This window comes from Actinophytocola sp. (assembly GCF_035762905.1).
In the GTDB taxonomy this organism is placed as follows: Bacteria; Actinomycetota; Actinomycetes; order Mycobacteriales; family Pseudonocardiaceae; genus DASYTH01.
On record NZ_DASUCC010000141.1, the window covers coordinates 1 to 13,398 of the forward strand.

14 protein-coding genes are annotated in these 13,398 nt (G+C 68.4%); 9 read left to right on the forward strand and 5 right to left on the reverse strand.

All coding sequences use genetic code 11. The features are described 5' to 3' along the window. Window positions 1-355: 355 nt before the first annotated feature. Window positions 356-976, reverse strand: a complete 621-nt coding sequence (locus VFV67_RS29895; RefSeq protein ID WP_326474026.1) for a hypothetical protein — start codon at window positions 974-976, stop codon at window positions 356-358. Window positions 977-1,266: 290 nt separating this feature from the next. Between VFV67_RS29895 and VFV67_RS29900 the strand changes: the two genes are divergently transcribed. Continuing rightward, window positions 1,267-1,620, forward strand: coding sequence for a DUF6319 family protein (locus tag VFV67_RS29900; RefSeq protein WP_326474027.1), 354 nt, complete (start codon window positions 1,267-1,269; stop codon window positions 1,618-1,620). Window positions 1,621-1,631: 11 nt separating this feature from the next. Here the strand turns inward: VFV67_RS29900 and VFV67_RS29905 are convergent, their stop codons facing one another. Next, entirely contained in the window at window positions 1,632-2,444 is an 813-nt protein-coding gene (locus tag VFV67_RS29905) for an SDR family oxidoreductase (protein ID WP_326474028.1), read from the reverse strand. A 329-nt stretch (window positions 2,445-2,773) separates the two neighbouring features. Here VFV67_RS29905 and VFV67_RS29910 point away from each other — a divergent pair, with 329 nt between their 5' ends. After that, on the forward strand, window positions 2,774-3,166 hold the full coding sequence (locus VFV67_RS29910) for a helix-turn-helix domain-containing protein (protein ID WP_326474029.1): 393 nt from the start codon (window positions 2,774-2,776) through the stop codon (window positions 3,164-3,166). A 4-nt stretch (window positions 3,167-3,170) separates the two neighbouring features. Here VFV67_RS29910 and VFV67_RS29915 read toward each other — a convergent pair whose 3' ends face one another. The 3 genes from VFV67_RS29915 to VFV67_RS29925 all read right to left on the reverse strand — a co-directional run bounded on the left by VFV67_RS29915 (window position 3,171) and on the right by VFV67_RS29925 (window position 6,831). Continuing rightward, window positions 3,171-4,448, reverse strand: a complete 1,278-nt coding sequence (locus VFV67_RS29915; RefSeq protein ID WP_326474030.1) for a GGDEF domain-containing protein — start codon at window positions 4,446-4,448, stop codon at window positions 3,171-3,173. Beyond that, window positions 4,445-6,142, reverse strand: coding sequence for an MFS transporter (locus VFV67_RS29920; protein ID WP_326474031.1), 1,698 nt, complete (start codon window positions 6,140-6,142; stop codon window positions 4,445-4,447). Before VFV67_RS29920 ends, VFV67_RS29915 begins: the two co-directional genes overlap by 4 nt. Window positions 6,143-6,306: 164 nt before the next feature. Then, entirely contained in the window at window positions 6,307-6,831 is a 525-nt protein-coding gene (locus VFV67_RS29925; protein WP_326474032.1) for a DUF1697 domain-containing protein, read from the reverse strand. A 32-nt stretch (window positions 6,832-6,863) separates the two neighbouring features. Between VFV67_RS29925 and VFV67_RS29930 the strand changes: the two genes are divergently transcribed. The 7 genes from VFV67_RS29930 (at window position 6,864) to VFV67_RS29960 (ending at window position 13,381) form a co-directional block, all read left to right on the forward strand. Then, a complete protein-coding gene (locus VFV67_RS29930; protein ID WP_326474033.1) occupies window positions 6,864-8,453 on the forward strand; it encodes an FAD-binding oxidoreductase in 1,590 nt (529 codons plus the stop codon). 116 nt (window positions 8,454-8,569) lie between these two features. Further along, entirely contained in the window at window positions 8,570-9,070 is a 501-nt protein-coding gene (locus VFV67_RS29935) for a PadR family transcriptional regulator (protein WP_326474034.1), read from the forward strand. A 61-nt stretch (window positions 9,071-9,131) separates the two neighbouring features. Next, on the forward strand, window positions 9,132-10,232 hold the full coding sequence (gene prfB / locus VFV67_RS29940; protein WP_326474035.1) for a peptide chain release factor 2: 1,101 nt from the start codon (window positions 9,132-9,134) through the stop codon (window positions 10,230-10,232). An 86-nt stretch (window positions 10,233-10,318) separates the two neighbouring features. Further along, window positions 10,319-11,008 (forward strand): cell division ATP-binding protein FtsE, encoded by a 690-nt coding sequence (gene ftsE / locus VFV67_RS29945; RefSeq protein ID WP_326474036.1) that lies wholly within the window; start codon window positions 10,319-10,321, stop codon window positions 11,006-11,008. A 39-nt stretch (window positions 11,009-11,047) separates the two neighbouring features. Next, window positions 11,048-11,950 (forward strand): permease-like cell division protein FtsX, encoded by a 903-nt coding sequence (ftsX, locus tag VFV67_RS29950; RefSeq protein WP_326474037.1) that lies wholly within the window; start codon window positions 11,048-11,050, stop codon window positions 11,948-11,950. Between the two features lie 10 nt (window positions 11,951-11,960). Then, window positions 11,961-12,437, forward strand: coding sequence for an SsrA-binding protein SmpB (gene smpB / locus VFV67_RS29955; RefSeq protein WP_326474038.1), 477 nt, complete (start codon window positions 11,961-11,963; stop codon window positions 12,435-12,437). After that, the gene (locus VFV67_RS29960) at window positions 12,437-13,381 is read left to right on the forward strand and encodes an amidohydrolase family protein (RefSeq protein ID WP_326474039.1); all 945 of its coding nucleotides are present in this window, start codon (window positions 12,437-12,439) and stop codon (window positions 13,379-13,381) included. The genes smpB and VFV67_RS29960 overlap by 1 nt, the downstream gene beginning before the upstream one ends. Window positions 13,382-13,398 lie beyond the last annotated feature (17 nt).

A 13,398-nucleotide genomic window follows, 5' to 3' on the forward strand; every position in this document is an offset into this window, starting at 1 on the left:
CTTCGTCCTCGATGCCATATCGGGAATATCGCGGCACGGCGAGAGACGTGACGAAAATCGAGGCCCGCCGCAACGGAATCTCCATTGCCGGAGCTCATGTGCTGGAACACCGGCCGCGCCCGACCTCTGCAGTGATCGTCATGTCGGCGACGTGGAGACGTTCCCGATCGGTTGGCCTGACTCGACTGAACGTGCTCGCGCACTCCGCGGGCAGCAACTTCTACTCGTGCTGTATGCGGTCGGCGTTACGAGGGCTTGTAGTTGGATGTGTAGCAGGACGCCCGAAACAGATTGATTCAAGGTCGAACGGGCAAGACGGGGCGAACACATCACCCCTGTGTGGGTGGAGCTGTCCTCAGAGTTCGCTGATCAGGATGAGCACCGTGAGGCTTCCCACCGCGGTCAGGCCGGCGTAGGCGAGATAGCCGAGGAAGTAGGTCGTCGCCCACCAGACCCGTTGCGGCAGGGAGGCCGTGATCAGTCCGAGGCGGGCCTGTGCGGGGCGCGACGTTCGAGCGGAGTCGATGAGCCCGTCCGAGATGGCGGTGCGGAGGGCTTCGCGCACCTCGGGGTCGTCGATCATGAGCCGGATTCCGTCGGCGTCCCGGAGCACGACACAGTCCATGGTCTTGGTCCTCGACATGAGCTGGAACCGCCGGATGCGTTCCAGACGATGCAGGTCGACCGTGCGTCGGCCGCTCATCGTATGCGCGGTGACGTAACGGTTGTCCGCGCCGTCCACCCGGGCACGCCAACCGAGTGAGGTGATCGGCAGGATCCATAGGAGTGGCCAGGCGATGATCAGTGAAACTGCGGTCGCGACGCTCGGCTGGTCGTCGAGGGGTGCCATGCGGCCGGCTAAGATGATCAACATCAGGGCGAGCGAAGCCAACCCGACAAGCAGGTACCGGGCCCGGCGACGCGCTGCCTCCGGCGTCGCAACCCCGTCCACCGTCACCGCGCCCCGCTCGACCATCCCGCGATCCTAGGTGGCGTGTTGAGCCGTCCTGCTGGCACGTAAGGCCGGACACGGTGTACTGGGACGGGTTGGAGCGGGTGCGAACCGATGAGTGTGTGTATCGACGGCGCGTGAAACTGACCCGGGCGTGACATCCTTTGACCCCCTGTCCGCTGAGCCGGCCTCGAGCCGAGCCAGGGAGCACGAAGGGTGTTACCTGTGGGGGATTGGGCTGTGTCGCCGTCAGGCCCAGGACGAATGTATGTTCTAATGCTGCGGGATTTTCCTTGTTATGCGAAGGAGAACGTGTGTCCACGAACGTCGAGGAAGAGCCGGAGGCGGCCCCGCAGCCGCGTAAGCGGGGGCGGCCGGCGAGTACGGCGCGCAAGACCCGGACCGTCGAGCTGACGCTGACGGTGACCGGGACGGCCGAGGGGGAGTGGCAGGCCGAGCTGACCCAGGGCAGCAAGCGGGTGGTGCAGGGGTTGACGGTCCCGGCGGCCGCGGTGGCGCGGGCGGCGACCGAGTTGCACGAGGACATCGCCAAGGCGATCGACACCGTGCTCGACCAGGCGCGCCAGCAGCACCGGGAGAAGATGGCGGCGCTGGAGGCCGAACTGGCCAAGGTACGTCAGGCGCTGGCCGAATTGCAGGAGGACTGAGGCGGCTCCGGCTAGCGGCGGAAGCCGCCCTCGCTGTTGATGATCTGCCCGGTGATCCACTCCGCTTCGTCGGTGGCGAGCCACGCGATGAGGCGGGCTGGATCGTCGGGCAGACCCCATCTGCCGGACGGGAAGCGCGCGCGGACCGCCTCCCGGGCCGCGGGTGTGGCCCATCCGGTGTCCACCGGACCGGGGTTGACCGTGTTCAGCGTGATGCCCCGGTCGGCCAGCTGGTCGGCGAGCGTCCTGGTGATCGAGGCGAGCGCGCCCTTGCTGGCCGCGTAGGCCACCTCGTCCCGCATCGGGCCGAGATCCTGGCCCGAGGTCAGGAACACGATCCGGCCGCCCGACCGGCCGTCGTGCCGCGCCGTGAACGCCTGCGCCAGCAGGATCGACGAGCGCGCGTTGACCGCCCAGTGCGCGTCCAGCATCGCCGCGGACAGCGCCCCGAGCGGCCCGTCTCCGCCACTTCTGGCGTGGTTGCACACGAGGATGTCCAGCCGACCGAACGCGGCCACGGCGGCGTCGACCAGCGCGCCGGGCGCGTCCGGGTCGGTGAGGTCCAGTTCTCGCTCGGCCACCGTCCCGCCGGCCAGCGCCTGCGTGACGCCGTCCAGCACCGCGCCCACACCGCCGGGATCGGCACCCCATGGCTGATCGCGGTCGTGCGGTTCGAACCGGTGCAGGAAGAGGCTGGCGCCAAGGGCCGCCATCCGGCGGGCCACCGCGTAGCCGATGCCGGCCCGTCGGCTTACTCCGGTCACGAGCGCCGCGCGGCCGCGCAGGGGGAGGGGTTCCCGGGCCAACTGATCGCGATCCGTCACGGTTCCCCAGGATGGCACCCGGACCGCAGTGGCCGGCCGGTGAGTCCGTGGCTCATCCGGTCGCCGCCCCACCGACAGACTGCCGGCCGGCCACTGCAGCTTCCGAGTGCCAGGCGGATCAGGGCCTGGCCCTACTAGAAATACCTGACGGGGGTCGACTGAGTGCAACGTAAGTGCCCGACTTACTTTGTTGTGCGTGGTGGCTACCAGCGGCGATGCGGAGAATCTCGATGTGGCTACGATGCCGGCCGCCGGGCGGGCGGGAACTGTGGCCGATCAGTTACAGCCTGTTTGTGACGGCCGACGTCCGGTCGTGTTAGCTGAGCGCCATGGATAACCGGGACGTCCCGTACCGGCAGGGCGTTCACGACGCGATGGCCGTACTCCGGGGACGCTGGACCGTCGCGGTGATGGCCGCGCTGGCCCTCGGGGAGTGTCAGTACAAGGACCTCAAGTCCTCCATCAACGACATCGAGGAGCGCGTCGGCTGGGTCTCGCACACGCGGCCGCTGACCGACCGCGTGTTATCCGACACCCTGCGCCGGGCGCAGGACGACGGGCTGATCGAGCGCCGCGCGGAGCCGGGACGGTTCGGCGGAGTCTGGTACAAGCTGACCCCGATGGGCCGATCGCTGCTGCGCGCCGTGCGCCCGTTGGCGGAATGGGCACAGAAGTACCACGACGAGCTGACCTCGCGCCGCAAGGCCGAAACCTCCGGCTGAGGCGCTACTCCGCGGCCGAGGGGGACCGGCGTTCGGGCGCCCGGCTCGGCATCACCGCGCGGACCTGGTCCCGGCCGGCGTCCTTGGCGGCGAACATGGCGTTGTCCGCGGCCAGCATGATCTCCTCGAGGTCCTCGCCCGCGTCCGGGTAGGCCGCCACCCCGATGGACGCGCTGAGCGCCAACCCGTCGAACGGCGCCCCGTCGGTGGTCTCGGCGATCGGCAGGTTCCGGATCTGCGCGCAGATCCGTCCGGCCAGCTCGGTGCCGCGGGTCAGATCGGTCTCCGGCATCAGGATGACGAACTCCTCGCCGCCGAACCGGCCGCACAGGTCGTAGTCGCGCACGACCTCGCGCATGGTGTCGGCGACGGCCCGTAGCACCTGATCGCCCGCCTGGTGGCCGTACCGTTCGTTCACCCACTTGAAATGATCGAGGTCCACCATCAGCACGCACAGCGCCGTGCCGTGCCGCTTGGCCCTGGCCAACTCGTTGGTTGCCAGGGCCTGCCAGCTGGTGGCATTGAGCAGTCCGGTCTTGCCGTCCGTGGTGGCGGCATGCTCGAGCTGACGAACCAATACGCTCCGATGAAGCACGTACAGCGGCAGTAGCACCAACGCAACGAGCCAGGGCCGCCAGGCCATGAGGACCGCGGTGAGCGCGCCGATGCACAGCGTGGCGAACTCCACGTTGTTGTCTTGCCAGGTGCCGACCAGCCTGGTGAGCGAGCGATCGTCCTCATCCAACGCGAGGGCGGCGGCGATCAGCACGGAGTTCACGACCGTGTATGTGACGATGACCAGCAGCAGCCACAGCAGCCCGGTGACGTTGACATCGGCCAGTGGCCCCTCCGCCGGCGCCAGGTCGGCCACCGCTCTGGCCGCCAGGCACGAGATCACGACAGTGGTGCCGGAGAACATCAAGCGGTACGGCCGCGCCGCGTTGATTCGGTACCAGCTGCGCAGCCACAGGTGGCCGTACAGAATCATCGCGGTGGCCACCATCAGGCTCGGCGTGGTCAACAGGGCGGTCGGCACCGTCCAGACCGAGGTGAGGTTGATGTGCGGGGTTTCCGCCAGCCGCCGTCGCATCCGCTCCACCCGTCGGCCGACCTCGGCGGTGACCACGGCGATCGTGACGATGGCCCCGAAGATGATCAGCTCACGCCGAGTGATCGACTGGTTGAGGCTGGCCCATACGGCACCGGCGACGGTCAACAGTTCGACCGTCAGCAGAAACGCCACGGCCTTGCGTGGTCTGGCCCAGAGGGTCCACCTGGTCATGCCATCCTGCCCACGGAGTTTCGGCCCAGCAACGTTCCGGCGATGGACGCCCATAATGAGGACGCTTGTGTCCCCTGTGGTACGTGCCGGGTCGGATCGTTTTCAGGTGCTTGGTTCACTCGCCTATTGGCGAGTACGGAAAGGAGGTGCTTTCGATGGCGCACAAGGACATGTGACGTGTCTTTGCCCTGTTCAGGCTGCTGACTCCGGCCCAGAGGGAGGTGAGACGGGTGGCGCACAAGGACATGTGACCCGTGCTGCTTCATTTCGAACTGTTGGTCCAGTCCGCAAGGGAGGTGCTTTCGATGGCGCACAAGGACATGTGAGACCCGTTGGGAATCGCGTTCACGGCTATTTCTGAGGAGGTGTGCCCGGTGGCGCACAAGGACATGTGATGTGTGTTCGAAACCTTGTTCCTCGGTGTTTCGAAGGAGGTGTTTCGGATGGCGCACAAGGACATGTGACTGGCTTTCGGCGCGGTCATGCTCGCTCCCGGTGACCAGGTCGCACCGGGAGCGGGCAACGCGGCGCCACCAGAGGCCTACGCAGAGTGCCAGCACAATTCCCAGTAAACCTGCTCCGGCCACCGCCCGGTAGGGCCCTAGCTCCTCCGCCGCGATGCCTCCGATCACAATGGCGATGCCTTGCGACGCATATAAGCCGGTCGCTATCCGGCCAAGGACCCGGCCTCGGCGTTCATCCGGGACCAGCTCGACGATGGCGCCCTGGATCAGGATCAGGTAGGCGGTGGACATCGCGCCGCTGGCCGCCCAGAGCATGATCGAGATGACCAGGTTCGGCTCCGGCGCGCAGAGCAACAGTGGGACGCCGGCACCGACGGCCAGTACCACGATCGGCACCGGGTTCGGCCTCATCCCGGTCCGGGTCAGGAGCCAGGCGCCGATCACACTGCCCAGCGGGTCGGCGGCCATGAGCAGGCCGATCCCGATCGATCCGGCGCCCAGCGCCGATCCGTACGGTGCGGCGATGCCCTCGGGCACGACGAACAGCCCGGTCAGACAGATCAGCATGACCAGCGGCGCCAGTCGGCGCCGGGCGGTCCGGGGCAGCGCGGGGCCGCCCCGCTGTGCCGCCCGCGCGGCGGCCGCCGGACGCCGCCGGACCCCGACCAGGATCAGCACCGCGCTGACGACGAAGGTGGCCGCATTCGCCAGGAGCGCCACGTGCGGCTCCACGACCACCAGCAGCAGGCCGGCCGAGGCGAACCCGGCGAGCTGGGCGCTCTGGTTGGTGATCTGCCGCAGCGACAGTCCGACCAGGTAGCTCTCCTCGTCGAGGACCTGCGGCAGCAGCGCGAGTTGCGCGGCCTTGAACGGCGCGGCGGACATGCTCAACAGTGCGACCAGGGCCCACAGCGCGGGTAGCGACAGGCCAGGCAGGGCCATGACGGCGGCCAGCGTTGCCCGCACCAGATCGGTGCTGACCAGCACCGACCGGCGTGGAAAGCGGTCGGCCAGCCCGGAGAGCAGCATGCCGCCGAGCACGGACGGCACGAAGCTGAGCGCGTAGGTGAGCGCGGTCAGCGCCGCCGATGACGTGCGCTGGTAAACCAGGACGGCGAGCGCGACGCCGGCCAGTTGATCACCGACGATCGAGAACAGCTCGGCCGCCCACAGCGACCGAAACTCTTTGACACCGAGCACCTGACGGAAGCCGGGCGCGCGGCCCCTCATGCGCTCACCGCCAAGACGATCTCCGAAGCAGGTCGGTCACCGGGGCAGCCAGGCCACGACCGTAAGTCGCGATGCGGGCGAGATGAAGCTCGGCGGCGCATGACCACTCAAACATACTAGAGCAGCTACCGAAGGTAATCGATCACTCGGTCGGCGGCGGCCGCTCAGCCAGACAGCTCTGTCAGCTTGAGTACCGTGCGCCAGTTGCGCACGGTCGCCAGGGCCTTGGTTCGGCGTCCGAAGATCTCGGGCAGCTTGGCCCGGCCGATGCCGTCGGGCAGCCGGAAGTATGCCTCGGTGCCGCGCACCGCCAGCTCCTCGGTCGGATGGCTCACCTCGGCGAGATCGGCGAGCTGGGCGGCGGTCGGTGCCTGCTCCAGAAACGCGACGTGCAGATGTGCGGGGTCAGCCCGGGGAAAGGGGTTTCCGGACACCACGGCGGCCAGTTCGGCGGCCGTGCGGACGAGGACGGCGGGGCGCACGCCGAGCTGTTCGGCGATGGCCGATTCGAGCGCGCCACGCAGCTTGGCGGAACCCACTGAACTGGTGAGAACGACGTTTCCACTCTGTATATATGTGGCCACCTCGGTGCAGCCGACCGATTCACAGGTCGTCCGCAATGCGGCCATCGCGACCCGGTTGTGTGCGCCGACATTGATCCCCCGCAGCAATGCGACGTAGCGCGTCATGGGTCCACAGTAGAGGAGCTAGCGTGGTGACCATGGTCGAATCGCGGCGGAAGCGTTCGTGGTGGGGCTGGGGCTGGGTGGACGCCGCGGCGACCGATGCCGAGCGGGCGGAGCTGGTCGCGCGGTTGCCGCCCGGCTGGGCCGCCGACCCGGTTCCGGTACCGCGGATCGCGGACCTGGCACTGCGGCCGCCGCGGATCGTCCCGCCCGGCTCGCTGGCTCCGGTCTGCTCGACCGATCCCGAGGACCGCGCCGGTCACACCTACGGTAAGTCCTATCGGGACGTGGTCCGGGCGCTGGCCGGCGACCTGCCCAACCCGCCCGACCTGGTGGCCCGGCCGCGCACCGAGGCCGACGTGATCGACCTGCTGGACTGGGCCTGCTCGGCCGGGGTCGCGGTGATTCCCTACGGCGGCGGGAGTTCCGTCGTCGGCGGGGTGGAGTACCGCGGGGGCGGCCACGACGCCGTGCTCAGCATGGATCTCACCGGTCTGGACCAGGTGCTCGAGGTGGACCGGATCTCTCGGGCGGCCCGCATCCAGGCCGGCGCGCTCGGCCCGGTGCTCGAGCGGCAACTCGGCGGGCACGGTTTGACCCTGCGGCATTTCCCGCAGAGCTTCGAGTTCTCCACGCTCGGCGGTTGGCTCGCCACCCGGGCCGGCGGGCACTACGCGACCCGGCACACGCACATCGACGACTTCGTCGAGTCGCTGCGGGTGGTGACTCCGGTCGGCGTCAGCGAGTCGCGCCGGCTGCCGGCCTCCGGAGCCGGTCCGTCGCCGGACCGGTTGTTTCTCGGCTCGGAGGGCGCGATCGGCGTAATCACCGAGGCATGGTTGCGGGTTATGGACCGGCCGGTCCACAAGGCTTCGGCCGGGGTGCGGTTCGACACGTTCGGCCGGGCGCTGGCCGGGGTGCGGGCGATCGCCCAGTCCGGACTCGAACCCAGCAACTGCCGGTTGCTCGACGCGGCCGAAGCGGCGATCAACGCCGGGGTCACGGACGGCTCCTGCCTTCTGGTACTGGGTTTCGAGTCGGCCGATCATCCTGTCGACACCGCGCTTGACCGGGCGTTGCGGCTGGCCACCGACCACGGCGGCACATACCGGCGGGTGTCCACACGGGACGGGTCGGACCAGCCGGATGCGGTCGACGCATGGCGGTCGGCCTTCCTGCGTATGCCCTACTTAAGGGATACATTGGCCCGACTAGGAGTGATCGTCGAGACCTTCGAGACTGCGTGCACATGGGACCGTGCGGAGCGACTGTGCGAGGAGGTGCGGGCCGAGGTCGGTGCGGCGATCGGGCGACTGTGCAGAGGACCGGGCATCGTCACGTGCAGGCTCACCCATGTGTACCCGGATGGAGTAGCGCCGTATTTCACGGTGCTCGCGAAGGGGCGGAGCGGCGCCGAAGTCTCCATCTGGGATGAGATCAAGTCGGCCTCGAGCGAGGCGCTGATGCGTCTGGGAGCGACGATCACCCACCATCACGCCGTCGGCCGGGACCATAAGCGCTGGTACGAGCGTCAGCGGCCCGATCCGTTCGGCGCGGCGCTGCGGGCGGTGAAGAAGTCGTTGGATCCCAGCGGGATCCTCAACCCGGGCGTTCTGTTCCACTAGGTGGGTCAACCGTTCGGCCATTCGGGGCATACCCTGACGTCCGAAAGCGATCAGCCACAGTGGACAGATTGCCGGCCACTGTGGACACCGGGCCGGAAGCGTGGCACCGTGGAACCGTGTCTGAACTGAATGCAACCGCCGCGGCACTTCTGGGCTTACTTCATGAGGGCCCGCAGACCGGTGGACAGCTGGTCGCCGCCGCACGTGACCGATTTGGCTCGTTCTTCAGCGTCACCCGTAGCCAGGTCTACCGGGAGCTCCCGGCGCTGGCCAGCGCCGGGCTGGTGCGCCTCGGTAAACAGGGGCCACGGTCGAGCCAGCAATATGTGATCACTGCGGCCGGTAAGAAGGCGTTCAAGTCGTGGCTGGGCGGCGAGCCCGGTCCCGATCACCTTCGCAGCCCGCTGATCCTCCGGCTGGTGCACGCGAGCGCGCTGACCGCGAAACAACGAGCGTCATTGGTCGATTCCGCGAAAAGGGTTTACGCCGATGAGGCGGAAGCCGCGAAAAGCGCGGCGAAGTCGGCCGAGGATCCCTACGCCAAGGCGGTCGCCGAGTTCGGCGCCGCCCGGGCCCGGGCGGTCCTGAAGCTGCTCGACTCCATCCCCACCTCCTAATAAGGGGACCCGGCCGGGTCCACCACGCCGAGACGTCCGGGTTCACGTAACCTTTGACAACGTGAATCCGGACGTCGCGGCCGACCTCAACGCCCTCTCCGCCACGCTCGCCAGTGTCGAGGCGGTGATGGACCTCGACGCGCTGCGCGAGCAAATCGGCAAGCTCGAGGATCAGGCCGCCCAGCCGAACCTGTGGGACGACCCGGAGCATGCGCAGCAGGTCACCAGCCAGCTCTCGCACAAGCAGGGCGAGCTGCGCAAGGTCAGCGACCTACGCCAGCGCCTCGACGACCTCTGGGTGCTCTACGAGCTCGCCGAGGACGAGGGCGACGCGTCCAGCCTCGCCGAGGCCGACGAGGAGCGCGCCCGGCTGCGCAAGGAGATCGCCTCGCTCGAGGTGCGCACCCTGCTGTCCGGTGAGTACGACGCGCGCGACGCGCTGGTCACCATCCGGTCCGAGGCCGGCGGGGTGGACGCCGCCGACTGGGCCGAGATGCTGCTGCGCATGTACCTGCGCTGGGCGGAGCGGCACGGCTACCCGACCGAGGTCTACGACACCTCCTACGCGGAGGAGGCCGGCATCCGGTCGGCCACGTTCAAGGTCAGCGCCCCGTACGCCTACGGCACCCTGTCCGTGGAGCAGGGCACCCACCGGCTGGTGCGGATCTCTCCGTTCGACAACCAGGGCCGCAGGCAGACCTCGTTCGCCGGGGTCGAGGTGCTGCCGTTCGTCGAGTCCACCGATCACATCGACATCCCGGAGAAGGACATCCGGATCGACGTGTTCCGCTCGTCCGGGCCCGGCGGGCAGAGCGTGAACACCACCGACTCGGCCGTGCGGATCACCCACCTGCCGACCGGCATCGTGGTCTCCTGTCAGAACGAGAAGTCGCAGATCCAGAACCGCGCCGCGGCCATGCGGGTGCTGCAGGCCCGGCTGCTCGAGCGCCGGCGCCTTGAGGAGCGGGCCGAGATGGACGCGCTGCGCGGCGACGGCGGGTCCAGTTGGGGCAACCAGATGCGCTCCTACGTGCTGCACCCCTATCAGATGGTCAAGGACCTGCGCACCGAGTTCGAGGTGGGCAATCCGACCCCGGTGCTCGACGGCGACATCGACGGCTTCCTCGAGGCCGGCGTGCGCTGGCGTCGTACCCAGCAGTAGCCGGCTGGTCACGTGCCGATACCGGGCGATCCGGTCAGCCGGTAGGCAACAGGTCGATAACACGGGCGCAGGTAGACTCGCGCCTCGTGATCCGGCTCGAGCATGTCTCAAAGGTGTACAAGACCTCCACGCGACCAGCGTTGGAGGACGTGACGGTGGCCGTCGACAAGGGCGAGTTCGTCTTCTTGATCGGTCCATCCGGCTCGGGTAAGTCCACCTTTCTGCGGCTTTTGTTGCGCGAGGAGACGCCGTCGCGTGGACGGGTCTACGTCGCCAACTTCGACGTGGCCAGAATGGCCCGGCGCCGGGTGCCCCGGCTGCGCCAGTCGATCGGCTGTGTTTTCCAGGACTTCCGGCTGCTGGGCAACAAGACGGTCGCGGAGAACGTGGCGTTCGCCCTCGAGGTGATCGGCAAGCCCAAGCACACCATCCGCAAGGTGGTGCCCGAGGTGCTGGAGCTGGTCAACCTGGAGGGCAAGGCGTCCCGGATGCCGCACGAGCTGTCCGGCGGCGAGCAGCAGCGGGTCGCCATCGCAAGGGCGTTCGTGAACCGGCCGCTGATGCTGCTGGCCGACGAGCCGACCGGAAACCTCGACCCGGACACCAGCCAGGACATCATGATGCTGCTGGAGCGGATCAACCGCACCGGCACCACCGTGCTGATGGCCACCCACGACCACTCGATCGTCGACTCGATGCGCCGCCGCGTCGTGGAGCTCGACCTCGGTCGGGTCGTCCGGGACGACGCCCGCGGCGTCTACGGCGTCGGCCGCTGAACCACCTGATCCCCTACACCCCGAGGACTAACTCCCCCGATGCGTGCCAGCTTTGTCGTCAGTGAGGTTCTCAACGGCCTGCGCCGCAACCTCACCATGACCATCGCGATGATCCTGACGACGGCCGTCTCACTCGCGCTGCTTGGCGAGGGCCTTGTGGTTGTCCGAATGATCGACAACACCCAGGAGCTCTACCAGGACAAGCTCGAGGTGAGCGTCTACCTGGTCGAGGACATCAGCGCCAACGACAAGGCCTGCACCGGCGACCCGTGCAAGGCCCTGCAGTCCGACCTGGACTCCGATCCGGCGGTCGAGTCGGTCGCGTTCGAGAACCGGGACCAGGCGTTCGAGCGGTTCAAGCGGCTCTTCGAGTCCCAGCCCGAGCTGCTCAAGCTGGCCCGGCCGGAGGCGCTGCCGGCGTCCTTCCACGTCAAGCTGAAGGATCCGGACCGGACCGAAGTGATCACCCAGGCCTACAACAACCGGCCCGGCATCGACTCCATCGTGGACCAGAGCACGTTCCTGACGCGATTCTTCTCCCTGTTCAACACCCTGCGTGACATCACGTTCCTGTTCGCGCTGCTGGCCGCCATCGCCACCCTCCTGCTGATCTCCAACACCGTGCAGGTCTCGGCGTTCACCAGACGAACAGAGGTCGGCATCATGCGCCTGGTCGGCGCCACCCGGTGGTATACGCAGCTGCCGTTCCTGCTCGAGGCGGTGGTGGCCGGCGTGATCGGCGCCATCCTCGGGATCGTGATCATCGCGTTCGTCAACACGTACTTCCTGGCCAACGCGCTGTCCGGGCTGACGAGCACCGGCATCATCGCGGCGGTCGGCCTGTTGGACGCGCTGCTGGTGGCCCCCTGGCTGCTGCTCACCGCGATCCTGATCTCGGCAAGCACCGGATATGTGACGCTTCGAGCGTACGTCCGGACGTAACCTGTCCGGCATGGTGCGCGAAGTCGGCCGCAAGGTCATCGTGTCGAACCGCAAGGCCCGGCACGACTACACGATCCTGGACACCCTTGAGGCCGGGATTGCGCTGGTCGGCACCGAGGTGAAGAGCCTGCGCGAGGGCAGGGCGTCGCTGGTCGACGCGTTCGCCACGGTGGACGACGGCGAGGTGTGGCTGCGCAACGTGCACATCCCTGAGTACGTGCAGGGCACCTGGACCAACCATGCCCCGCGCCGCACCCGCAAGCTGCTGCTGCACAAGAAGGAGATCCTGCGGCTGATCGGCAAGAGCAAGGAGAGCGGACTGTCCCTGGTTCCGCTGTCCATGTACTTCAAGGACGGCAAGGTCAAGGTCGAGCTGGCGCTGGCCCGGGGCAAGAAGTCCTACGACAAGCGGCAGGACCTGGCCAAGCGGGACGCACAGCGGGAGATGACCAGGGCGGCGGGCCGGGCGGCCAAGGGCCGCTACTGATGCCGGGGCCGCGCACCGACGCGGAGGTCGCGGCGTGGGTGTCCGGGCTCGGCCTGCCCGGGCTGGTCGACCTCCATGTGCACTTCCTGCCGGAGTCGGTGCAGCGCAAGGTCTGGGCGTTCTTCGACCGCGCCGCCCAGGAGTACGGCCAGCAGTGGCCGATCCACTACCGGCTGCCGGAGCGGGAGCGGCTGGCGATCCTGCGCGGGCTGGGGGTCAGCACGTTCGCCCCGCTGGTCTACCCGCACAAGCCGGACATGGCGGCCTGGCTGAACGAATGGGTGCTGGACTTCGCCGCCCGCACGCCGGGGGCGGTGCCGACCGCGACGTTCTACCCCGAGCCCGGGGTGGCGTCCTATCTCGACGACGCGCTGCGCGCCGGGGCCCGGTGCGTCAAGGCGCACGTGCAGGTCGGGGCCTACGACCCGCGGGCGCCGGTGCTGGCCCCGGCGTGGGGTCTGATCGCCGAGGCCGGCGTGCCCGTCGTGGTCCACTGTGGACACGCTCCGATTCCCGGGGCGTTCACCGGGCTGGACGTGTTCGCCGAGGTGCTGGACCGCCATCCGCGGCTGGTCGCGGTGCTCGCGCACGCCGGGATGCCGGAGATCGGCGCCGCGCTGGACCTGCTCGACCGTTATCCCAACGTCTACCTGGACACCACGATGGTCGGGGTCGGGTTCAGCTCGCCGTTGCCGGCGGACTGGACCGACCGGCTGGCGCACCGGGCCGACCGGGTGGTGCTCGGCACGGACTTCCCGAGCATCCCGTACCCCTACGCCGAGCAGTTGGCCGCGATCGCCGGCTGGGCGGCGGCCGACGACCGGCTGGGCGATCCGTTCCTGCGCGCCGTCCTGCACGACACCCCGGCCCGGCTACTGGGTGTGATCGCTCACGGCGAACGCGGGGCGGAAACAAGATCGGGCATCCCCGGGTTGAGTGAATAAGACTCAACCTTGGAGGG

What these genes read in the sequence shown, in the direction of transcription:
- VFV67_RS29960 (WP_326474039.1), top strand. Translation starts at nt 12,437, where the DNA reads ATGCCGGGGCCGCGCACCGACGCGGAGGTCGCGGCGTGGGTGTCCGGG.
- VFV67_RS29895 (WP_326474026.1), bottom strand. Translation starts at nt 976, where the DNA reads ATGGTCGAGCGGGGCGCGGTGACGGTGGACGGGGTTGCGACGCCGGAG.
- VFV67_RS29920 (WP_326474031.1), bottom strand. Translation starts at nt 6,142, where the DNA reads ATGAGGGGCCGCGCGCCCGGCTTCCGTCAGGTGCTCGGTGTCAAAGAG.
- VFV67_RS29915 (WP_326474030.1), bottom strand. Translation starts at nt 4,448, where the DNA reads ATGACCAGGTGGACCCTCTGGGCCAGACCACGCAAGGCCGTGGCGTTT.
- VFV67_RS29910 (WP_326474029.1), top strand. Translation starts at nt 2,774, where the DNA reads ATGGATAACCGGGACGTCCCGTACCGGCAGGGCGTTCACGACGCGATG.
- ftsX (WP_326474037.1), top strand. Translation starts at nt 11,048, where the DNA reads ATGCGTGCCAGCTTTGTCGTCAGTGAGGTTCTCAACGGCCTGCGCCGC.
- VFV67_RS29930 (WP_326474033.1), top strand. Translation starts at nt 6,864, where the DNA reads ATGGTCGAATCGCGGCGGAAGCGTTCGTGGTGGGGCTGGGGCTGGGTG.
- smpB (WP_326474038.1), top strand. Translation starts at nt 11,961, where the DNA reads ATGGTGCGCGAAGTCGGCCGCAAGGTCATCGTGTCGAACCGCAAGGCC.
- VFV67_RS29925 (WP_326474032.1), bottom strand. Translation starts at nt 6,831, where the DNA reads ATGACGCGCTACGTCGCATTGCTGCGGGGGATCAATGTCGGCGCACAC.